Here is a 21,019-nt window from a genome sequence, read left to right as displayed (position 1 = left end):
ACCGCGTCACACGCCCTCGACCAGCGGGGTCAGCCGCCCGGCGGGTCTGGTCCGCGGGACCCGGCCCGCGGGGTCGCGCAGTCCGAAACTGGTGAAGGCCGTGCGGGCGGCGAGCGGATACGCCTCCTTGCCGGTCAGCGAGTTGAGAATGGTGGCACTGCGCCAGGCGGCCAGGCCGAGGTCGGGGGCGCCGACGCCGTGCGTGTGCAGCTCGGCGTTCTGGACGTGGACCGAGCCGGTGACCGAGGGGTCGAGGACGAGCCGGAACTCCTCGTCGATACGCGGGCGTCCGCTGCTGTCCCGGCGGATGTACGGGTCGAGCCCGGCCAGGATGCGGCCGAGGGGACGCTCGCGGTAGCCGGTGGCGAGGACGACGGCTTCGGTGGTGAGCCGGGAGCGGCTGCCCTGCTGGAGGTGTTCCAGGTGGAGCTCCACCTGGGTGGTGGCGACCCGGCCGGCGGTGCGGACGCGGACCCCGGGGGTGAGCACCGCGTCGGGCCAGCCGCCGTCCAGGGAGCGGCGGTACAGCTCGTCGTGGATGGCGGCGAGGGTGCCCGCGTCGACGCCCTTGTACAGCTGCCACTGGGCGGCGACGAGCCGGTCGCGCACCGGCTCGGCGAGGGCGTGGAAGTAGCGGGTGTAGTCGGGGGTGAAGTGCTCCAGGCCCAGCTTGGAGTACTCCATCGGCGCGAACGCCTCCGTGCGGCCGATCCAGTGCAGCCCCTCCCGGCCGGCCGGGCGGTGCCGCAGCAGGTCGAGGAAGACCTCGGCGCCCGACTGCCCGGAACCGACGACGGTGACGTGCCCGGCGGCGAGCACGGTGTCGCGGTGGTCGAGGTAGTCGGCGGCATGGAGGACCGGCACGCCGGGCGCCTCCACCAGGGGCCGGAGCGGGTCGGGCACGTAGGGGGCGGTGCCGACGCCGAGGACGATGTTGCGGGTGTGCGTACGGCCGAGGGCCTCGGCCTCGCCGTCGGCGTCGAGCTGGGTGTGGTCGACCTCGAAGACGTCCCGTTCGGGGTTCCAGCGGACGGCGTCGACCTGGTGGCGGAAGTGCAGGCCGGGCAGTTGCTCCGCGACCCAGCGGCAGTAGGCGTCGTACTCGGCGCGCTGGATGTGGAAGTGCTCGGCGAAGTAGAACGGGAAGAGCCGCTCGCGGCTCCTGAGGTAGTTGAGGAAGCTCCACGGGCTGGTGGGGTCGGCGAGGGTCACCAGGTCGGCCAGGAACGGCACCTGGACGGTGGCGCCGTCGATGAGCAGCCCGGGGTGCCAGTGGAAGCCGGGGCGCTGTTCGTAGAAGACCGCGTCGAGTTCGGCGAGCGGCTGGGCGAGGGCGGCCAGGGAGAGGTTGCAGGGGCCGATGCCGATGCCGACCAGGTCGCGCGGGGATGCGGGGTCGCGGCGTGGGGGGTGGGTCATGCGGGGGTGCTTCCTTCGGCGAGTGCGGCGAGTTCGACGAGTGTGAGCAGGCGGGCCAGGTCGTCCGGCCGGGTGTGCGGGTTGAGGAAGGTGGCCTTGAGCCAGAGCCGCCCGTCGAGCCGGGCGCGGCCGAGGACGGCCCGGCCCTCGTGCAGCAGCCTGCGGCGCGCGGTGGCCACGGTGGTGTCGTCGGCCTCGGCCGGGCGGAACAGGACGGTGCTGATCTCGGGCCGGTCGTACAGCGCGAATCCGGGGTGCTCGCGGACGAGCGCGGCGAACCGGCGGGCCAGGGCGCACACCTGGTCGACCAGGGCGCCGAGGCCGGTGCGGCCCAGTGTCCTCAGCGTGACGGCGATCTTCAGGATGTCGGGGCGGCGCGTGGTGCGCAGGGAGCGACCGAGGAGGTCGGGGAAGCCGGCGTCGGTGTCGTCGTCGGCGTTGAGGTAGTCGGCCCGCTGCCGCAGCGGGGCCAGTTCGTGGGGGTGGGCGACGGCGAGCAGGCCGGCGGCGACCGGCTGCCAGCCGAGCTTGTGCAGGTCCAGGGTGACGGTGTGGGCCGCGTCGAGCCCGGCGAGCTTGTGCCGGTGCCGGTCGCTGAAGAGGAGGCCGCCGCCGTAGGCCGCGTCGACGTGCAGCCGGACGCCCTGGGCGGCGCACACGGCGGCGATCTCCGGGAGCGGGTCGATCAGGCCGGCGTCGGTGGTGCCGGCGGTGGCCGCGACCACCAGGGGTCCGGAGAGGGCGCTGAGGGCGCCGTCGAGGGCGGCCGGGTCGAGGGTGCCGTCGGGTGCCGGGATGACGACCGGGTCGGGCAGGCCGAGCAGCCAGGCGGCGCGCGGCAGGGAGTGGTGGGCGCCCGCCCCGCAGACCAGGCGGACGCTGCCGCCGTGGGCCTCGCGGGCGAGCAGCAGGGCGAGCTGGTTGGACTCGGTGCCGCCGGTGGTGACGAGGGCGTCGGCGAGGCCGGCCGTGCGGGCGAGGGTGCGGGCGACCGAGGCTTCCAGGGCGGAGGCGGCCGGGGCCTGGTCCCAGGAGTCCAGGGACGGGTTGAGGGCGCCGGCGGCGAGGTCGGCGGCGGTGGCCACGGCGAGCGGCGGGCAGTGCAGGTGGGCGGCGCACAGCGGGTCGGCGGGGTCGGCGGCGCCCTCGGCGAGGACCTGGACGAGGGTGCGCAGGGCGTCCGGGTCGCCGGTGTCCGGCAGGGCGTCCCCGAGGGCGTCGGCGACGCGCGCGGCGACGGCGTCCGGTCCGCCGGCGGGCAGTGGTCCGCCGCGCCGGGCGGCGCCGGCCGTGAGGGCGTCCAGCACGGTGGCGAGCAGGGGCCGCAGGGCGTCGGCGCCGCCGGGCCCGGAGGCGAGCGGCGGCAGATGCGGGGAGGGTCCTTCGCTCATGGGCTCTCCTCCGGGCACGGGGACGACCGGCGGGCTTCCGGTGTGGGTGGACCTCCAGCTTGTACCGGAAAGGGGCACCGCGTCCCGAAAGCCCGGTGAAGGGAACCCGAAAGTGTGTACTGCCGTCCCGGCGGCCCCGGTCAGGAGGGGCGCGGGCCCCCGCCGGTCACCCTCGGAAGTCCCCGGCGTGGTCGTGGGCCCACCGGTCGAAGGCGCGGGCCGGGGTGCCGGTGAGCCGCTCCACCGTGCCGGTGATCTCCGGGGCCACGCCGACGGTCTCGGCGAAGGTCTTCAGCAGACGTTCGAGCATGTGCGGGGGCACGTGCGGGAACAGCTCCGGGCCGGCCTCGGCGGGGTCGGCCTCCACGAACGCCAGCTTCCTGCCCAGGGCGCTGCCGATGGCCTCGACCTGGCCGGCGTTGCTGACCGCCGCCGGTCCGGTCAGCCGGTGCACGGCGCCCTCGTGCCCGTCGTCGAGCAGGACGCGCTCGGCGACGGCCGCGATGTCGTCCTCGTGGATGGGCGCGGAGAGCGCGTCCGCGTAGACGCCCCGGACGGTGTCGCCGGCGCGGATCTGCGGGGCCCACTGGAGCGCGTTGGTGGCGAAGGCGTTGGGGCGCAGGAAGGTCCAGGCGAGGCCGCTCTCCCGGATGTGGCGCTCCATGGTGGCGTGCATGACGTGGATGGGGTGGGTCTCGTCGGCGCCCTCCTGGACGATGCCGCTGGAGAGCAGCACGACGTGCCGCACCCCGTGGGCGCGGGCCGCCGCCAGCAGCGGGGCGGTGCCGGCCTGCGCGTACAGGAAGAGCTTCGTGGCCCCGGCGAACAGGGGCTCGGGCTCGTCCGGCCGGAACGCCACCACCTCCGCCGCCGCGGGCAGCCCGGCCCGCAGCGGGTCACGGGTCAGTGCGCGGACGGGCTGTCCCGCGGCGAGGAGACGGTCGACGAGGGCACGGCCGACGTTGCCGGTCGCTCCGGTCACTACGATCACGGTGCCGCCTTTCGGGGCTGGGCTGATCCTTCGACCGTCCGAGCCTAGGGAAGGCGGCCGGTCCCGCGCGTCGTCCGCGAGGACCAGCCGGGTCTGCTCCGCCGGGCCTACGCCGGGGTCCGCGCCTCCTGTGCGGCGGCGCCGGCGGCCTGGCCCTCGCGCACCTTGAGGGCGCGGGACAGGTCGTCCAGGCGGTCGGCGAGGGTGCGGCGCAGGGCCGGGGTGAGGTCGGCGTCGCGCAGGCAGGCCTCGCCGAGGCGGAGGTTGCCGGCGTCGACGGCGTGGGCCGGGAAGCACCAGCGGCCGGCGGCGACACCGATGGCCGGGCCCCGGCGGGCGGCGACGGTGACCGCGTCCTGGTAGAAGCGCGGCACGTACTCCCCCACCAGCTCGGCCTGTTCGGGCTGCCAGAAACCCTGGGCGGTGGCCGTGAAGAGGTAGTTGGACAGCGAGTCGCCGGCGAACATCGCCTCCCAGGCGGCGCGCTTGGCCCCGGGGTCGGGCAGCGCGGCACGGCAGCGGGCGGCGCCCTCCTGGCCGGTGGCGCTCGGGTCGCGCTCCAGCTCGGCGGCGATGGCCTCCTCGTCGGTGGCGCCGAGCACGGCGAGCCGGGCCAGGACGCGCCAGCGCAGCTCGGGGTCGAGCTCCGGGCCGCCGGGCACCGTGCCGTCGGCGAGCCAGGCGGCGATGGTCTCCGGGCGGGCGGTCACGCCGATCAGGTGGCGCACGGCGATGAGCCGAAGGCCGGGGTGGTCGCCGTCCTCGGTGCGGCGCAGCAGGTCGCGGCAGAGGGAGGTGAGGGTGGCCAGGGCGGCCGGGCGGTCCCCGGGCGCCAGGTACTGGTCGGCGATCTGGCCGGAGGCGAAGGCGAGGACGCCCTGGGCGACGGCGAGGTCGGTCTCGTGGGGGAGGTGGGCGCGGGCCGTCTCCAGATAGGCGGCGGCCGGCAGCTCGCCGTCCCGGACGGCGTCCCTGAGGGCGTTCCACACGACCGCGCGGGTGAGCGGTTCGGGCAGGCCGGACAGGTGGGTGCGCACCGTCCCGGAGGAGGCGGCGTCGAAGCGGACCTTGGCGTAGGTGAGGTCGCCGTCGTTGAGGAGGACGAGCGCGGGGCGCGGCCCGGCGGTGCGCAGGGTGAGGCCGTCGGTGGCGGGCAGGTCGGCCTCCACGCGCTCGCGCAGGGTCAGTCGGCGCTCGTCGTGCAGGTCGCGGTCGTAGACGCCGAGGGTGACGCGGTGCGGGCGGCCGCCGCTCCCGGCGGGGCCGGAGGAGTCGGACGGGACGCCGGCGGGGCCCAGGTGCCGGACGTCGAGGTGCCAGGTGCCGTTGTCGGCCGTGACGGCGGGGACGAGGGTGTCGACGCCGACGGTGCGCAGCCAACTGTCCGCCCAGGCGTGGACGTCGCGGTCGGTGGCGGAGGCGAGGGAGTCGATGAAGTCGGCGAGGGTGGCGTTGGCGAACTTGTGCCGGTGGAAGTGGGTGTTGATGCCGGCGAGGAAGTCCTTCTCGCCGAGCCAGGCGGCCAGCTGGCGCAGCGCTGAGGCGCCCTTGGCGTAGGAGATGCCGTCGAAGTTGAGCAGCGCGGAGGCCGTGTCGTCGACGTTCTCGGGGGCGACCGGGTGGGTGGTGGGCCGCTGGTCGGCGTCGTAGCCCCAGGACTTGCGGGTGACGGCGAACTCCGTCCAGGGGTCGGTGAACCGGGTGGCCTCGGCGGTGGTCTGGTAGCCCATGTACTCGGCGAAGGACTCGTTCAGCCAGATGTCGTCCCACCACCTGAGGGTGACGAGGTCGCCGAACCACATGTGGGCCATCTCGTGCGCGATGACCATGGCGCGGGTCTGCCGCTCGGTGTCGGTGACGGCGGAGCGGTAGACGAATTCGTCGCGGAAGGTGACGAGGCCCGGGTTCTCCATGGCGCCCGCGTTGAACTCGGGGACGAACGCCTGGTCGTAGGAGTCGAAGGGGTAGGGCTCCTCGAACTTCTCGTGGTAGCGGTCGAAGCAGGCGCGGGTGATGTCGAGGATCTCGTCGGCGTCGGCGTCCAGGTGGGGGGCGAGCGAGCGGCGGCAGTGGATGCCGAAGGGCAGTCCGCGGTGCTCGGTGCGCACCGAGTGCCAGGGGCCGGCGGCGACGGCGGCGAGGTAGGTGGAGATCGGCGGGGTGGGCGCGGCCTGCCACAGACCGTCGCCACGGTGCTCGGTGACGCCGTTGGCGAGGACGCTCCAGCCCTCGGGCGCCCGGACGGAGACCTCGAAGACGGCCTTCAGGTCGGGCTGGTCGAAGGCGGCGAAGACCCGCCGGACGTCGTCCATGAACATCTGCGTGTAGACGTACGTCTCGCCGTCGCTGGGGTCGGTGAAGCGGTGCATGCCCTCGCCGGTGCGGGAGTAGCGCATGACCGCGTCGACGCGCAGCTCGTGCTCGCCGGCGGTGAGGCCGCGCAGCGGCAGCCGCCCCTCGTGCAGCGTCTCGGGGTCGAGGGCGTGTCCGTCCAGGGTGACGCCGCGCAGCTCGGCGGGGTCCAGCTCGACGAACGTGTCCCCGTCGGACCGGGCGGTGAACCGGATCGCGGTACGGGAGCCGAAGGTCTCGTCACCGGTGGTGAGGTCCAGTTCGACCGTGTAGCGGTGGACGTCGAGGAACTGTGCTCGGAGCTGCGCTTCGTCGCGCGTGAGTACGGACATGCAGGCCATGCTGCCTGATGAGGCGGACAGCGCACAGGGGCGGACCGGTACACGGCTTATGTCCCTTGTGCGCCCCCGGCCGGTCCGACGCTCAGACGGCGTCCGCGGTGTCCCCCTGCTGGGTGTCCTCGGCGATCCGCTCGTGGTGCCGGATCACCTCGGCGATGATGAAGTTCAGGAACTTCTCGGCGAAGGCCGGGTCGAGCTTGGCGTTCTCGGCGAGCCGGCGCAGCCGCTCGATCTGCCGGGACTCGCGGGCCGGGTCGGCGGGCGGCAGCTGGTGCACCGCCTTGAGCCTGCCGACCTGCTGGGTGGCCTTGAAACGCTCGGCGAGCATGTGGACGACGGCCGCGTCGATGTTGTCGATGCTGTCGCGCAGCCGCTCCAGTTCGTGGCGGACCTCGGGGTCCACGGCACCCGTGCCGGGGTTGCTGGTCGTCATGGACGCCCACCCTATGTGCTGGACGTCCCCCGGCCCCACGGGTGTCCGGGGACTGGATCGCCGGCCGGTCCCCCGGCGCGGGATCCGCCTACAGTGGTAGGGGGTTCCGGCGTCCGGAGGGGGTGGGGGCGTGGCGAACGGCGGACCGGTGGAGCACGGTTACCCGCACCTGGAGACGGTCCGGGCCGCGGTCACCGCGCTGTACCGGCGGCTGTCCCCCGACTCGGTGCGGACGTTCGCGGTCAGCCTGGCCCCCGCGGACGTCGCCTTCTGCGACACCGACGACCTGCACCTGGGCGCCCAGCGCGTGGCCCGCGAGCTCGTGCGGCACTTCCGGCTGCCGGACGCGCGGCTGATCGTCGGCTTCCGGGAGATGACCCACGCGGCCGACGTCGAACTGACAGCGGGCCCGGAGTACTTCGTCGAGCTCAACGACCGCTTCCGCACCCATCGCCGGGACATCGGGGCGGCGCTCGCCCACGAGGTGGCCCACGTCTACCTGCACCGGCTGGGCCTCGCCTTCCCCACCACCGCCGAGAACGAGATCCTCACCGACACCGTCACGGCCTACCTGGGCGCGGGCTGGCTGCTGCTGGACGCCTACCGGGAGGACGGCGTCTCCTCGCAGAAGCTCGGCTACCTCACCCCGGAGGAGTTCGGTTACGTCCTGGCCAAGCGGGCCCTGCTCTTCCACGAGGACCCCTCGGTGTGGTTCACCAGCCCGCAGGCGCACACCGCCTACACCGAGGGACTGGCCCGGGCGCGTCGCGACGAGCGGCAGCCGCCGCTCGTCGCGGCCGGCTGGGCGGGCCGCCGCCGCTACGCGCACGACCGCCGGCACGGCACCGAGGCACCCCCCGCCGCCCCGTACGCCTTCGCCCCCGGCGCCGGCGGCCGCCTCCAGGTGACGTTTCCCTGCCCGACCTGCCACCAGCGGATCAGGGTGCCGGTCCAGGGGCGGGTACGGGCGCGGTGCGGGCTGTGCCGGACGGTGCTGGAGTGCGACACGTAGGGCCTCTCGTTCGGATCTGCCGGGCCCGCGGCCGGACGTGCGACGGCGCCTGCCCAGTCGTCCGGTCGGGGACAGGCGGGCAGGCGCCGTCAGTGTTCCGTACGCCTTTGTACGGGACGTCTCGGGGGCCGCTCTCAGACCGCCAGGGCGCGGTCGGTCGGGCGGATCGGGGCCGGCAGGTCGCTGGCCCCGGTCAGGTGGCGGTCGACGCCGCGGGCGGCCGAGCGGCCCTCCGCGATCGCCCACACGATCAGGGACTGGCCGCGGCCGGCGTCACCGGCGACGAACACACCGGGCACGTTGGTCTGGAACTCGGCGTCGCGGGCGATGTTACCGCGTGCGTCCAGCTCCAGGCCGAACTGGTCGACCAGGCCGTTCTCCCGGTCGGTGCCGGTGAAGCCCATGGCGAGCGTGACCAGCTGGGCCGGGATCTTGCGCTCGGTGCCCGGCTTCTGGGTCAGCTTGCCCTCGACGAACTCCACCTCGGCGAGGTGCAGCCACTGCACATTGCCGTCCTCGTCGCCCTCGAAGTGGGTGGTGGAGGCGGAGTAGATCCGCTCGCCGCCCTCCTCGTGCGCCGAGGTGACCTTGTACAGCAGCGGGAAGGTCGGCCAGGGCTGGTTCGCCGGGTGCCGCTCGTCGTTCGGGCGGGGCATGATCTCCAGCTGGGTGACGGAGGCCGCGCCCTGGCGGTGGGCGGTGCCCACGCAGTCGGCGCCGGTGTCGCCGCCGCCGATGACGACGACGTGCTTGCCCTCGGCCGAGATCGGGGGGGAGACGTAGTCGCCCTCCTGGACCTTGTTGGCCAGGGGCAGGTACTCCATCGCCTGGTAGATGCCCTTGAGCTCGCGGCCCGGCGCCGGCAGGTCGCGCGCGGTGGTGGCACCGGCGGCGATCACGATCGCGTCGTACCGCTTCTTCAGGTCGCGGGCGTTGATGTCGCGGCCGATCTCGACGCCGGTGCGGAAGCGGGTGCCCTCCGCGCGCATCTGCTCGATGCGGCGGTTGATGTGCCGCTTCTCCATCTTGAACTCGGGGATGCCGTAGCGCAGGAGCCCGCCGACGCGGTCGGCGCGCTCGTAGACGGCGACCGTGTGGCCGGCCCGGGTCAGCTGCTGCGCGGCGGCGAGACCCGCCGGCCCGGAGCCGATGACCGCGACCGTCTTGCCGGACAGGCGCTCGGGGATCTGCGGGGCGACGTCCCCGGTCTCCCACGCCTTGTCGATGATCGAGACCTCGACGTTCTTGATGGTGACCGGCGGCTGGTTGATGCCGAGCACGCACGCCGACTCGCAGGGGGCCGGGCAGAGGCGGCCGGTGAACTCCGGGAAGTTGTTGGTCGCGTGCAGGCGCTCCTGGGCGGCGGCCCAGTCCTCACGGTAGGCGTAGTCGTTCCACTCGGGGATCAGGTTCCCCAGCGGACAGCCGTTGTGGCAGAACGGGATGCCGCAGTCCATGCACCGGCCGGCCTGCTTGCTGATGATCGGCAGGAGGGAGCCGGGGACGTAGACCTCGTTCCAGTCCTTGACGCGCTCACCGACGGGACGGGTCTTGGCGACCTCGCGACCGTGGTTCAGGAAGCCCTTCGGGTCAGCCATTGATCGCCGCCTCCATCATCTTCTCGGTGATCTCGGTCTCGGTGAGACCGGCTCGCTCGGCGGCGTCCTTGGCGGCGAGCACTGCCTTGTACGTGCTGGGGATGATCTTGCTGAACCGCGCCACGGCCGTGTCCCAGTCGGCGAGCAGCTTCGCCGCGACCGTGGAAGCGGTCTCCTCGGCGTGGCGACGCACCACGTCGTGCAGCCACTGCCTGTCCGTGTCGTCCAGGGCCTCGACGGCGCCGGCGTTGCCGACGTTGACGTTGTCGCGGTCGAGGTCGATGACGTACGCGATGCCGCCGGACATGCCCGCCGCGAAGTTGCGGCCGGTCGGGCCGAGGACGACCGCGTGACCGCCGGTCATGTACTCGCAACCGTGGTCGCCCACACCCTCGGAGACCACCGTCGCGCCGGAGTTGCGGACGCAGAACCGCTCACCGGTGCGGCCGCGCAGGAACAGTTCGCCGCCGGTGGCGCCGTAGGCGATGGTGTTGCCCGCGATGGTCGAGTACTCGGCGAGGTGGTCGGCCGCACGGTCCGGGCGGACGACGATCCGGCCGCCGGACAGGCCCTTGCCGACGTAGTCGTTGGCGTCGCCCTCCAGGCGCAGCGTGACGCCGCGGGGCAGGAACGCGCCGAAGGACTGGCCGGCGGAGCCGGTGAAGGTGATGTCGATGGTGTCGTCGGGCAGGCCGGCGCCGCCGAACTTCTTCGTCACCTCGTGGCCGAGCATGGTGCCGACCGTGCGGTTGATGTTGCGGATGGCGACCTGGGCGCGCACCGGCTGCGCCTCGGTGGCGTCGTCGGCCGCGAGGGCGTCGGCGGCGAGCTTGATCAGCTCGTTGTCCAGGGCCTTCTCCAGGCCATGGTCCTGGGAGATCAGCCGGTGGCGGACGGCGCCCGCGGGCAGGTCGGGCACGTGGAACAGCGGGTCCAGGTTCAGGCCCTGGGCCTTCCAGTGGTCGACGGCGCGCTCGACGTCCAGCACCTCGGCGTGGCCGACGGCCTCCTCGATGGAGCGGAAGCCCAGCTCGGCGAGGAGTTCACGGACCTCCTCGGCGATGAACCGGAAGAAGTTGACCACGTGCTCGGCCTTGCCGGCGAAGCGCTCGCGCAGGACCGGGTTCTGGGTGGCGATGCCGACCGGGCAGGTGTCCAGGTGGCAGACGCGCATCATCACGCAGCCGGAGACGACGAGCGGCGCGGTGGCGAACCCGAACTCCTCGGCGCCGAGGAGCGCGGCGACGACCACGTCACGGCCGGTCTTCAGCTGGCCGTCCGTCTGGACCACGATCCGGTCGCGCAGGCCGTTGAGCAGCAGGGTCTGCTGGGTCTCGGCGAGACCCAGCTCCCAGGGGCCGCCCGCGTGCTTGAGCGAGGTCAGCGGGGAGGCGCCCGTGCCGCCGTCATGGCCGGAGATCAGGACCACGTCCGCGTGCGCCTTGGACACGCCCGCGGCGACCGTGCCGACGCCGACCTCGGAGACCAGCTTCACGTGGATCCGCGCCCGCGGGTTCGCGTTCTTCAGGTCGTGGATGAGCTGGGCGAGGTCCTCGATGGAGTAGATGTCGTGGTGCGGCGGCGGGGAGATCAGGCCGACGCCCGGCGTCGAGTGACGCGTCCTGGCGACCCACGGGTAGACCTTGTGGCCGGGCAGCTGGCCGCCCTCGCCGGGCTTGGCGCCCTGCGCCATCTTGATCTGGATGTCGTCCGCGTTGACCAGGTACTCGCTGGTGACGCCGAAGCGGCCGGAGGCGACCTGCTTGATGGCGGACCGGCGGGCCGGGTCGTACAGGCGCTCGGAGTCCTCGCCGCCCTCACCGGTGTTGGACTTGCCGCCCAGCTGGTTCATGGCGATGGCGAGGGTCTCGTGCGCCTCCTGGGAGATGGAGCCGTACGACATCGCGCCGGTGGAGAACCGCTTGACGATCTCGGAGACCGGCTCGACCTCCTCGACGGGGATCGGGCCGCGGTCCGACTTGAAGCCGAAGAGGCCGCGCAGCGTCATCAGCCGCTCGGACTGCTCGTTCACCCGGTCGGTGTACTTCTTGAAGATGTCGAAGCGGCCGGTGCGCGTGGAGTGCTGGAGGCGGAAGACCGTCTCCGGGTCGAACAGGTGCGGCTCACCCTCGCGGCGCCACTGGTACTCGCCGCCGATCTCCAGCGCGCGGTGCGCGGGAGCGATGCCGGAGGCCGGGTAGGCCTTGGCGTGGCGGGCGGCGACCTCCCGGGCGATGACGTCGATGCCGACGCCGCCGATCTTGGTGGCGGTGCCGTTGAAGTACTTCGCCACGAAGGTCTCGTCCAGGCCGACGGCCTCGAAGACCTGGGCGCCGCGGTAGGAGGCGACGGTGGAGATGCCCATCTTGGACATGACCTTCAGCACGCCCTTGCCCAGGGCGTAGATCAGGTTCTTGATCGCCTTCTCGGGCTCCAGGCCGTTCAGGAAGGTGCCGGCGCGCAGCAGGTCCTCGACGGACTCCATCGCCAGGTACGGGTTGACGGCGGCGGCGCCGTAGCCGATGAGCAGGGCGATGTGGTGGACCTCGCGGACGTCACCGGCCTCGACCAGCAGACCCACCTGGGTGCGCTGCTTGGTGCGGATGAGGTGGTGGTGGACGGCCGAGGTGAGCAGCAGCGACGGGATCGGCGCGTGCTCGGCGTCGGAGTGCCGGTCCGACAGGACGATCAGGCGGGCGCCGTTGCCGATGGCCGCGTCGGCCTCGGCGCAGATCTCCTCGATGCGCGCGGCGAGCGTCTCGCCGCCGCCGGAGACCCGGTACAGGCCGGAGAGGGTGGCGGCCTTGAAGCCCGGCATGTCGCCGTCGGCGTTGATGTGGATGAGCTTGGCCAGCTCGTCGTTGTCGATCACCGGGAAGGGCAGGGTGACCGTGCGGCAGGAGGCGGCCGTCGGCTCCAGGAGGTTGCCCTCCGGGCCCAGCGACGAACGCAGGGAGGTGACCAGCTCCTCGCGGATCGCGTCCAGCGGCGGGTTGGTGACCTGCGCGAAGAGCTGGGTGAAGTAGTCGAAGAGCAGCCGGGGGCGCTCGGACAGGGCGGCGATCGGCGAGTCCGTGCCCATGGAGCCGATCGGCTCGGTGGCGGTGCGGGCCATCGGCGCGAGGATGACGCGCAGCTCCTCCTCGGTGTACCCGAAGGTCTGCTGGCGGCGGGTGACCGAGGCGTGGGTGTGGATGATGTGCTCGCGCTCGGGCAGGTCGCCCAGCTCGATCTCGCCGGCCTCCAGCCACTCGGCGTACGGGTTCTCGGCGGCGAGGGCGGCCTTGATCTCGTCGTCCTCGATGATGCGGTGCTCGGCGGTGTCCACGAGGAACATGCGGCCGGGCTGGAGACGGCCCTTGCGGACGACCCTGGCCGGGTCGATGTCGAGGACGCCGACCTCGGAGCCGAGGACGACCAGGCCGTCGTCGGTGACCCAGTAGCGGCCTGGGCGCAGGCCGTTGCGGTCGAGGACGGCGCCGACCTGGGTGCCGTCGGTGAAGGTGACGCAGGCCGGGCCGTCCCAGGGCTCCATCATCGTGGCGTGGAACTGGTAGAAGGCGCGCCGGGCCGGGTCCATGGAGACGTGGTTCTCCCACGCCTCCGGGATCATCATCAGCACGGAGTGCGGCAGCGAGCGGCCGCCCAGGTGCAGCAGCTCCAGGACCTCGTCGAAGGAGGCGGAGTCGGAGGCGTCGGGGGTGCAGACCGGGAAGATCCGCTCGATGGCCTTCTCGTCCGGGCCGAACAGGTCGGAGACGAGCTGCGACTCGCGGGCCTGCATCCAGTTGCGGTTGCCCTTGACGGTGTTGATCTCACCGTTGTGGGCGACGAAGCGGTACGGGTGCGCCAGCGGCCACGACGGGAAGGTGTTCGTGGAGAACCGGGAGTGCACGAGAGCGATCGCGGAGGCGAAGCGGCGGTCGGACAGGTCCGGGAAGAAGGGCTCGAGCTGGCCGGTGGTCAGCATGCCCTTGTAGACGATCGTGCGGGCCGACAGGGACGGGAAGTAGACCCCGGCCTCGCGCTCGGCGCGCTTGCGCAGCACGAACGCCCTGCGGTCCAGCGCGATGCCCTCGGCGGCGTGGTCGGTCACGAAGATCTGGCGGAAGACCGGCATGGTGGAGCGGGCGGTGGCGCCGAGCAGTTCCGGGGCGACCGGGACCGCGCGCCAGCCGAGGACGGTCAGTCCTTCGTCGGCGGCGATCGCCTCGATGGCCGAGACCGCGGCGTCGGCGCCGTCCTCCGGCAGGAAGGCGATGCCCACGGCGTAGGAACCGGCCGTCGGGAGGTCGAATCCGGCCACCTCGCGGAGGAAGGCGTCGGGGACCTGGGAGAGGATGCCGGCGCCGTCGCCCGAGTCGGGCTCGGAGCCGGTGGCACCGCGGTGCTCCAGGTTGCGCAGGACGGTGAGCGCCTGCTCGACCAGCGTGTGGGACGCCTCGCCGGTAAGGGTGGCGACGAAACCGACGCCGCAGGCGTCGTGTTCGTTGCGGGGGTCGTACATACCCTGCGCAGCAGGGCGAGCATCCATGAACGACCAGTTCTGGCCGTTCTCGGAGTGCTGGGACGGCTGGCGCGGCGTACGCATCGGCTCTCCCGTCGTCGTCATATGGCATGTGGCAGGTGCCGAGGGACGACGTTGGCCCTCTGCTTCAGATCAAAATTTCGTGCAGGTTACATGATGGAGCGGTTCTCGGGAACCGGATACTCCGTTCCAGCATGCGGACGCCTCGGTGGCGGCGGAGGTGCCGCGCGAACGCGGCGCGTGCCGGGGGTGCGGCGGCTGCCGTACGGGACGGCGGGGGTTGCCGCGCGGTCGCGGCGGGTGCCGCGTGGTGGCGGCGAGCGGTGCGGGGAGGCCGGCGCGGACAGGATCGGTCGGATCCGGGTCCGGCGGCCCTCGGGGGGCCGGGGGGAGCGTCATCGCCCACCCCGCAGGGGTGCGGCGGGCGTCATTGCCCACAGCGCTTACGGCTCATGCCCGGTGGTCATGCGCGCGAAACCAGCGAGTAACGGCTACTTATGCGGCCCATCGCATAGGTAGCGGTCGCGCTATCCTACGGCCGTTCCGAACAACGTGCCCAGGGCGTACGTCACACCGGCCGCCGCGCCACCGAGGGCGAGCTGCCGCAGACCGCTGAACCACCAGCTGCGCGCGGTCACCCGGGCCACCACCGCGCCGCAGCCGAAGAGCCCGGCGAGGGCCAGCAGCACGGCGGGCCAGAGCACGGTGGCACCCAGCAGGTACGGCAGCAGGGGCAGCAGGGCGCCGAGGGCGAAGGAGCCGAAGGAGGAGACGGCGGCCACCAGCGGCGAGGGCAGGTCGCCGGGGTCGATGCCCAGTTCCTCGCGGGCGTGGATCTCCAGGGCCTGCTCGGGGTCCTGGGAGAGCTGGCGGGCGACCTGCCGGGCCAGCGCGGGCTCGACCCCGCGCGACACGTACAGCGCGGCCAGCTCGTCCTCCTCGTCCTGCGGGTGCCTGCGCAGCTCACGGCGCTCGACATCGAGCTCGGCCTCGACGAGCTCCCGCTGGGAGGCGACCGAGGTGTACTCACCGGCCGCCATGGAGAAGGCACCGGCGGCGAGCCCCGCGAGTCCGGTGATGACTATGGTGTGCTGGCCCACGGACCCGCCGGCCACGCCCGTCATCAGGGCGAGGTTGGAGACCAGGCCGTCCATCGCACCGAAGACGGCGGGGCGCAGCCAGCCGCCGTTGACGTCGCGGTGGGTGTGGTTGTCGCGGTGCGCCTCGTGGAGCGCGGCCTCGGTTTCGATGATCGACATGCGGGTCCCCCAGGGAAGCTAAGCCAAAGCTAAGTTTGGACGAGGTCTAGTCTTCGACAATACCGAATCTACCTCGCCCCGCCCGCGCCCGCCACCAAGGAAAGGCTCGGCTAACCTGCGGTTTTCCCTCGTGTCCACGCGGGCCGGCCGGCCCTCCCGAGGGGATGATTCGGGGCATGGCGCGCGAAAGAACAGAACACCTCGAAAAGCGCAGAACGCCGGAAAGCGGTCCCTCCGACGTGGTGCCCGCCCATACCGTCACCAGCGTCTACGCGGCGATGTCCACGGCCACCGCCATCGCCGCCGGCTTCCACCACGGGATCGGCTTCGACGCCCTGGCCCACCTCTCCCGCCCGGAGGCGATCCGCCCATGACCCACATCGCGGTCCTCGGCAGTACGAACATGGACCTGGTCACCTATGTCGCCAGGGCCCCCGAGCGCGGGGAGACCGTCACCGGACGCGAGTTCCGTACCGTCCCGGGCGGCAAGGGCGCCAACCAGGCGATCGCCGCCGCCCGCGCCGGTGCCACCGTCTCCATGATCGGCGCGGTCGGCAACGACGCCTTCGGCCACCGCCTGCGCGCCAACCTCGAACACTCCGGGGTGGACACCGACTCCCTGCGCACGGTCGAGGGCCCCTCCGGCACCGCGCACATCGTGGTGGACGACGAGGGCGGGAACTCCATCGTCGTCATCCCGGGCGCCAACGGCACCGTCGACCACCTCTCCCCCGGCGACGAGGGGGTCATCGCCTCCGCCGACGCCCTGCTGCTCCAGCTGGAGATCCCGGCGGCGGCGGTCGTCGCGGGCGCGCGGGCGGCACACCGGCACGGGGTGCGCACGGTGCTCACCCCGTCCCCCGTCCGTCCGCTGCCACCGGAACTGCTCGCCGCCACCGACCTGCTGGTGCCCAACGAGTACGAGGCGGTCACCCTCACCGGGCGCACCGACCCGCGCGAGGCGGCGGCCGCCCTGCTGGACCTCGTGCCCCGGGTCGTCGTCACCCTGGGCGCGACGGGCTGTCTGTACCGGGCCCGGGGCACCGAGCCGCTGGTGGTGCCCGCGCCCCGGGTCGACGCCGTCGACTCCACCGGCGCGGGCGACACCTTCGCCGGCGCGCTCGCCGTGGCCCTCGCCGAGGAGAGGCCGGTGCGCGAGGCGCTGTCCTGGGCGGCCGCCGCGGCGGCGATCTCCGTCCAGCGGGCCGGGGCCTCGGTGTCCATGCCGTACCGGCAGGAGATCGAGGCGCGGTACGGGGCGTGAGGAGCGGGTCACCGGCCGCCCGGAAGGGCCGAGGGCGCCCGGGGAACCCCGGACGCCCTCGGTGCCGTACGGCCAGCGGTCAGCTCTTCTCGGCCGACTCCGCCTCGCCCTTGCGCGGCTCCACGACGTCCTCGGCGGCACCCTCGGACTCGGTGGCGCTGTCGCTGCCGTCCTCGGTGCCCCTGTCGGTTCCGGTGCCGTCCTCGGTGCCGCTGCCGGTACCGGTGCCGTCCTCGGTCGCGCTGTCGGCCGGGGCGCCGGGCGCACCCGGCTCCACGACGGCCTCCCGTCCCGGCCGCTTCCTGGACGACACGACGATGTACGTGACCGCGAGCAGGAAGACGACCAGCGCCGTCCAGTCGTTCAGGCGCAGGCCGAGGATGTGGTGCGCGTCGTCCACGCGCATGTACTCGATCCAGCCGCGGCCCACGCAGTACGCCGCGACGTACAGGGCGAACGCGCGGCCGTGGCCGAGCCGGAAGCGACGGTCGGCCCAGATGACCAGGAGCGCGACGCCCACGCACCACAGGGACTCGTAGAGGAAGGTCGGGTGGTAGTACCCCGGCACCCGGCCGCCCTCGGCGGAGGTGATGTGCAGGGCCCAGGGAAGATGCGTCTCGCGGCCGTACAGCTCCTGGTTGAACCAGTTGCCCCAGCGGCCGATGGCCTGCGCCAACGCGATGCCGGGGGCGACGGCGTCGGCGTACGCCGGCATCGGGACACCCCGGCGGCGGGCGCCGATCCACGCGCCGAGCGCGCCGAGGGCGATCGCGCCCCAGATGCCCAGGCCGCCCTCCCACACCTTGAAGGCGTCGACCCAGTCACGGCCCTTGCTGAAGTACAGCTCGTAGTCCGTGATCACGTGGTAGAGCCGGCCGCCGACGAGGCCGAACGGGACGGCCCAGACGGCGATGTCGGCGACCGTGCCGGACTGCCCGCCGCGGGCGATCCAGCGCTTGTTGCCGAGCCAGACGGCAACGAAGACGCCGATGATGATGCAGAAGGCGTAGCCGCGCAGCGGGATGGGGCCGAGGTACAGCACCCCGCGCGACGGGCTGGGAATGTAGGCAAGTTCCATGGCAGGTCCGACGCTACCGTGCCGGGCCGTGGGCACGGCGGGCAGCCCGGCTACGGGTCCATAACGGGGCCCCGCGGAAGAGGGCGCTCATCCCTGCCCGGCCGTCTCCACCAGCTGCTTGAGCCTGGCCGGGGTCATCGTCCGGTCCTCGACGATGTTCTTGCCGCCGAGCAGGACGGTCGGCGTGCTGTTGTACCCGGCGGCGCCCATGGCCTGGTGGGACTTGTTCACCCAGGTGGTGTGGGTGCCGTTCTTGACGCAGGCGCGGAAGGCGGGGGTGTCCAGGCCTTTCACCTTGCCGGCCAGCCGGATCAGCGTGCCGTTGTCGCCGAAGGTGTCGACGTTCTCCTGGGGCTGGTTGTCATACAGCACGTCGTGGTACTCGCGGAACTTCCCGGCGTCCTGGGCGCAGGCGGCGGCATTGGCCGCGCGCAGGGAGCCGCCGCCGCCCAGGTTGCCGTCGATCAGCCGGACCAGGTGGTAGTCGATCCTGAGCTTCCCGGCGTCGGTCAGCTGGTGGAGGGTCGGCCGGTACACCGTCTCGAAGGCCCGGCAGGCCGGACAGCGGAAGTCCTCCCAGACGGTGAGCGTCGGCCGGGCCCCGTCCTTGCCGACCGGGATCGCCAGGCTGTCCTTGCCCTGCGCGCCCGAGGGCGCCACGACCGGGCCGGCGCTGCTGCCCTTGTCCTTGCCGGCATGGGCGGCGATCACGCCGATCACCGCCGCGAGGCCGAGGACACAGACCACGCTCGCGCCCACGATCAGCGTGCGCCGCCGCTTGTCCACGGCCTTCTGCTTCTCGCGCTCGACCGCCAGCCGCTCCCGGGCGGTGCGCTTTCCGTCACGGTTCTTCTCGCTCACACCCCCAGAACGAACCGGGGAGGCGCAGCGCGCCTCCCCGGCCCGAGGTCCACCCGTTCGAGTGACCGCCCCCTGGGAAGGGGACCCCAAGCGCGGTCACGCCCGGCGGCGGACGCCCTTCGCCAGGTCGCCGGCCAGCTCGCGGACCGCCGCGAGGCCGGAGGCGTGGTCGGGGGCGTCCAGCATCCGCTTCACGAACGCCGAACCGACGATGACGCCGTCGGCGAACCCGGCGACCTCGGCCGCCTGGGCCGCGTCGGAGACGCCGAGGCCGACGCAGACGGGCAGGTCGGTGCCGGTGGCGCGGGTGCGCCCGACCAGTTCCTGGGCCTGCGCCCCGACGGAGGCGCGGGTGCCGGTGACGCCCATGAGGGAGGCGGCGTAGACGAAGCCGCTGCCCGCCGCGGTGATCCGGGCGAGCCGCTCGTCCTTGCTGCTCGGCGCCACGACGAAGACCGTCGCCAGGCCGTGCTTCTCGGCGTGCTCGCGCCACAGCGCCGACTCCTGCACGGGCAGGTCGGGCAGGATGCAGCCCGCGCCACCCGCCTCGGCCAGCTCGGCCGTGAAGCGCTCCACGCCGTACCGGTCGATCGGGTTCCAGTACGTCATGACCAGCACGGGCTTGCCGGTGGCCGCGTGGGCCTCGCGGACCGTGCGCATGACGTCCGCGATCCGCACCCCGCCGCGCAGGGCGATGTCGTCGGCGGTCTGGATGACCGGGCCGTCCAGGACCGGGTCGCTGTGCGGCAGACCGACCTCGACGATGTCGGCGCCGCCGTCGAGGACGGCCCGGACCGCCTCGATGCCGCCGTCCACGGTGGGGAAGCCCGCCGGGAGGTAGGCGATGAGCGCGGCGCGGCCCTCGGCCTTCGCGGCGGCGAGGGTGTCGGACAGCAGCTGGATGGTGCCGCTCACTTGGCGTCCCCCTCGATCTCGGCGGTGTCGGCCGCGTCGGCGGCCACCTCGGCGTCGGTGTCGTACAGGCCGAAGTAGCGGGCGGCGGTGTCCATGTCCTTGTCGCCGCGGCCGGAGAGGTTGACGAGGACGAGGCCGTCGGGGCCCAGCTCCCTGCCGACCTCCAGGGCGCCGGCGAGGGCGTGGGCGCTCTCGATGGCCGGGATGATGCCCTCGGTGCGCGACAGCAGGCGCAGGGCCTGCATGGCGTCGTCGTCGGTGATCGCGCGGTACTCGCCGCGGCCGGAGCTCTTCAGGTAGGAGTGCTCCGGGCCGACGCCCGGGTAGTCCAGGCCGGCCGAGATCGAGTACGGCTCGGTGATCTGGCCCTCCTCGTCCTGGAGGACGTAGGAGCGGGAACCGTGCAGGATGCCGGGCTCGCCGGCGGTGAGGGTGGCCGCGTGCTCGCCGCTGTCGATGCCGTGGCCCGCGGGCTCGCAGCCGATCAGCCGGACGCCCTCGTCGGGGATGAAGGCGTGGAACAGGCCGATGGCGTTGGAGCCGCCGCCCACGCAGGCGACGGCGGCGTCCGGGAGGCGTCCGGCGCGCTCCAGCAGTTGCCGGCGGGCCTCCACCCCGATCACCCGGTGGAAGTCGCGCACCATGGCCGGGAAGGGGTGCGGGCCGGCGACGGTGCCGAACAGGTAGTGGGTGCGGTCCACGTTGGCGACCCAGTCCCGGAACGCCTCGTTGATGGCGTCCTTGAGGGTGCGGCTGCCGGACTTCACGGCGACGACCTCGGCGCCGAGCATGCGCATCCGGGCCACGTTGAGGGCCTGGCGCTCGGTGTCGATCTCGCCCATGTAGATCGTGCAGTCGAGGCCGAACAGCGCGCAGGCGGTGGCGGTCGCGACGCCGTGCTGGCCGGCGCCGGTCTCGGCGATGACCCGGGTCTTGCCCATGCGCCGGGTCAGCAGGGCCTGGCCGAGCACGTTGTTGATCTTGTGGGAGCCGGTGTGGTTGAGGTCCTCGCGCTTGAGGAACACCCGGGCGCCGCCGGCGTGCTCGGCGAACCGGGGGACCTCGGTCAGGGCGCTGGGGCGACCCGTGTAGTGGGCGAGCAGCTCGTCGAGCTCACGGGCGAACTCGGGGTCCGCCTTCGCCTTGTCGTACTCGACGGCCACCTCGTCGACGGCGGCGACGAGCGCCTCCGGGATGAACGTGCCGCCGAACGCGCCGAAGTAGCCCTCCGCGCTGGGGACCCGGCCCTCCGGGTCGGGGATGAAGAACTGGCTGAGCATGCGGAAACCTCACGGTGAAGGGTGGGATGACACTGATCGCCGTGGGGGCGGGGGTTCGTCGTACGGCCTCAGGCCGTGTGCGGTCGCTCGCGCAGTTCCCCGCGCCCCTGGGGGGCGCGGTGCCATCGGCGTCCGTTGACCTGCCCGGGTTCGTCACCGATGACGTACCGCACGCGACGGCCGTGCACCCGGCGGGCGGGCGCGCGGCAGCCCCGCGGGCGGCAGCCGCGCGCCAGGCGCGCGTACCGGTCCACGGTCGTCACGGTGGTCGTCGTCCTCATCGGGCCCAGCCTAGCG

Annotated in this window: 16 protein-coding genes; 3 read left to right on the top strand and 13 right to left on the bottom strand. The window is 73.1% G+C overall.

All coding sequences use genetic code 11. From position 1 onward, the window contains the following. Positions 1-6: 6 nt before the first annotated feature. The 5 genes from ACIQVT_RS08580 to ACIQVT_RS08560 all read right to left on the bottom strand — a co-directional run bounded on the left by ACIQVT_RS08580 (position 7) and on the right by ACIQVT_RS08560 (position 6,927). Entirely contained in the window at positions 7-1,419 is a 1,413-nt protein-coding gene (locus ACIQVT_RS08580) for a lysine N(6)-hydroxylase/L-ornithine N(5)-oxygenase family protein (RefSeq protein ID WP_403749473.1), read from the bottom strand. Then, positions 1,416-2,810 carry a pyridoxal phosphate-dependent decarboxylase family protein gene (locus ACIQVT_RS08575; protein ID WP_403749470.1) on the bottom strand — a complete coding sequence of 465 codons (1,395 nt, stop codon included), beginning with the start codon at positions 2,808-2,810 and terminating at the stop codon, positions 1,416-1,418. Before ACIQVT_RS08575 ends, ACIQVT_RS08580 begins: the two co-directional genes overlap by 4 nt. Positions 2,811-2,976: 166 nt before the next feature. Beyond that, positions 2,977-3,801, bottom strand: a complete 825-nt coding sequence (locus tag ACIQVT_RS08570; RefSeq protein ID WP_403749468.1) for an NAD(P)H-binding protein — start codon at positions 3,799-3,801, stop codon at positions 2,977-2,979. Between the two features lie 107 nt (positions 3,802-3,908). Continuing rightward, positions 3,909-6,485, bottom strand: a complete 2,577-nt coding sequence (gene pepN / locus ACIQVT_RS08565; RefSeq protein ID WP_403749465.1) for an aminopeptidase N — start codon at positions 6,483-6,485, stop codon at positions 3,909-3,911. Positions 6,486-6,576: 91 nt separating this feature from the next. Then, positions 6,577-6,927, bottom strand: coding sequence for a chorismate mutase (locus ACIQVT_RS08560; RefSeq protein ID WP_403749461.1), 351 nt, complete (start codon positions 6,925-6,927; stop codon positions 6,577-6,579). Between the two features lie 130 nt (positions 6,928-7,057). Here ACIQVT_RS08560 and ACIQVT_RS08555 point away from each other — a divergent pair, with 130 nt between their 5' ends. Next, positions 7,058-7,939, top strand: coding sequence for a hypothetical protein (locus ACIQVT_RS08555; protein ID WP_403749458.1), 882 nt, complete (start codon positions 7,058-7,060; stop codon positions 7,937-7,939). A 134-nt stretch (positions 7,940-8,073) separates the two neighbouring features. Here ACIQVT_RS08555 and ACIQVT_RS08550 read toward each other — a convergent pair whose 3' ends face one another. The 3 genes from ACIQVT_RS08550 to ACIQVT_RS08540 all read right to left on the bottom strand — a co-directional run bounded on the left by ACIQVT_RS08550 (position 8,074) and on the right by ACIQVT_RS08540 (position 15,324). Further along, entirely contained in the window at positions 8,074-9,537 is a 1,464-nt protein-coding gene (locus ACIQVT_RS08550) for a glutamate synthase subunit beta (RefSeq protein WP_403749456.1), read from the bottom strand. Beyond that, positions 9,530-14,128 carry a glutamate synthase large subunit gene (gene gltB / locus ACIQVT_RS08545; RefSeq protein WP_403749452.1) on the bottom strand — a complete coding sequence of 1,533 codons (4,599 nt, stop codon included), beginning with the start codon at positions 14,126-14,128 and terminating at the stop codon, positions 9,530-9,532. Before gltB ends, ACIQVT_RS08550 begins: the two co-directional genes overlap by 8 nt. A gap of 464 nt (positions 14,129-14,592) precedes the next feature. After that, positions 14,593-15,324: a VIT1/CCC1 transporter family protein gene (locus tag ACIQVT_RS08540; protein WP_403749449.1), complete on the bottom strand. Its 732-nt coding sequence runs from the start codon at positions 15,322-15,324 to the stop codon at positions 14,593-14,595. A gap of 176 nt (positions 15,325-15,500) precedes the next feature. Here ACIQVT_RS08540 and ACIQVT_RS08535 point away from each other — a divergent pair, with 176 nt between their 5' ends. Continuing rightward, positions 15,501-15,698, top strand: coding sequence for a hypothetical protein (locus ACIQVT_RS08535; RefSeq protein WP_403749447.1), 198 nt, complete (start codon positions 15,501-15,503; stop codon positions 15,696-15,698). Then, positions 15,695-16,588, top strand: coding sequence for a ribokinase (rbsK, locus tag ACIQVT_RS08530; RefSeq protein ID WP_403749444.1), 894 nt, complete (start codon positions 15,695-15,697; stop codon positions 16,586-16,588). Before ACIQVT_RS08535 ends, rbsK begins: the two co-directional genes overlap by 4 nt. A 79-nt stretch (positions 16,589-16,667) precedes the next feature. On the opposite strand, the gene lgt is transcribed toward rbsK, so the two are convergent. From lgt to trpM, 5 genes are all read right to left on the bottom strand, one after another. Beyond that, positions 16,668-17,666 (bottom strand): prolipoprotein diacylglyceryl transferase, encoded by a 999-nt coding sequence (gene lgt, locus ACIQVT_RS08525; RefSeq protein WP_403749440.1) that lies wholly within the window; start codon positions 17,664-17,666, stop codon positions 16,668-16,670. A gap of 87 nt (positions 17,667-17,753) precedes the next feature. After that, the gene (locus ACIQVT_RS08520; RefSeq protein ID WP_403749437.1) at positions 17,754-18,527 is read right to left on the bottom strand and encodes a DsbA family protein; all 774 of its coding nucleotides are present in this window, start codon (positions 18,525-18,527) and stop codon (positions 17,754-17,756) included. Between the two features lie 96 nt (positions 18,528-18,623). Next, positions 18,624-19,442: a tryptophan synthase subunit alpha gene (gene trpA, locus ACIQVT_RS08515; protein WP_403749434.1), complete on the bottom strand. Its 819-nt coding sequence runs from the start codon at positions 19,440-19,442 to the stop codon at positions 18,624-18,626. Next, the gene (trpB, locus tag ACIQVT_RS08510) at positions 19,439-20,722 is read right to left on the bottom strand and encodes a tryptophan synthase subunit beta (RefSeq protein ID WP_403749432.1); all 1,284 of its coding nucleotides are present in this window, start codon (positions 20,720-20,722) and stop codon (positions 19,439-19,441) included. Before trpB ends, trpA begins: the two co-directional genes overlap by 4 nt. A gap of 68 nt (positions 20,723-20,790) precedes the next feature. Beyond that, positions 20,791-21,003, bottom strand: coding sequence for a tryptophan biosynthesis modulator TrpM (gene trpM / locus ACIQVT_RS08505; protein WP_403749429.1), 213 nt, complete (start codon positions 21,001-21,003; stop codon positions 20,791-20,793). Between the last annotated feature and the right edge of the window lie 16 nt (positions 21,004-21,019).

This window comes from Streptomyces sp. NPDC100445 (assembly GCF_044759735.1).
Taxonomy (GTDB): domain Bacteria; phylum Actinomycetota; class Actinomycetes; order Streptomycetales; family Streptomycetaceae; genus Streptomyces.
Note: the sequence above shows the minus strand (reverse complement) of the source record. Positions and strands in the feature narration are given on the sequence as shown.

Coding starts and splice junctions, on each gene's coding strand:
- rbsK (WP_403749444.1), top strand. CDS start 15,695: ATGACCCACATCGCGGTCCTCGGCAGTACGAACATGGACCTGGTCACC.
- lgt (WP_403749440.1), bottom strand. CDS start 17,666: ATGGAACTTGCCTACATTCCCAGCCCGTCGCGCGGGGTGCTGTACCTC.
- trpB (WP_403749432.1), bottom strand. CDS start 20,722: ATGCTCAGCCAGTTCTTCATCCCCGACCCGGAGGGCCGGGTCCCCAGC.
- ACIQVT_RS08580 (WP_403749473.1), bottom strand. CDS start 1,419: ATGACCCACCCCCCACGCCGCGACCCCGCATCCCCGCGCGACCTGGTC.
- gltB (WP_403749452.1), bottom strand. CDS start 14,128: ATGCGTACGCCGCGCCAGCCGTCCCAGCACTCCGAGAACGGCCAGAAC.
- ACIQVT_RS08550 (WP_403749456.1), bottom strand. CDS start 9,537: ATGGCTGACCCGAAGGGCTTCCTGAACCACGGTCGCGAGGTCGCCAAG.
- ACIQVT_RS08540 (WP_403749449.1), bottom strand. CDS start 15,324: ATGTCGATCATCGAAACCGAGGCCGCGCTCCACGAGGCGCACCGCGAC.
- trpM (WP_403749429.1), bottom strand. CDS start 21,003: ATGAGGACGACGACCACCGTGACGACCGTGGACCGGTACGCGCGCCTG.
- ACIQVT_RS08575 (WP_403749470.1), bottom strand. CDS start 2,810: ATGAGCGAAGGACCCTCCCCGCATCTGCCGCCGCTCGCCTCCGGGCCC.
- ACIQVT_RS08535 (WP_403749447.1), top strand. CDS start 15,501: ATGGCGCGCGAAAGAACAGAACACCTCGAAAAGCGCAGAACGCCGGAA.
- pepN (WP_403749465.1), bottom strand. CDS start 6,485: ATGTCCGTACTCACGCGCGACGAAGCGCAGCTCCGAGCACAGTTCCTC.
- ACIQVT_RS08560 (WP_403749461.1), bottom strand. CDS start 6,927: ATGACGACCAGCAACCCCGGCACGGGTGCCGTGGACCCCGAGGTCCGC.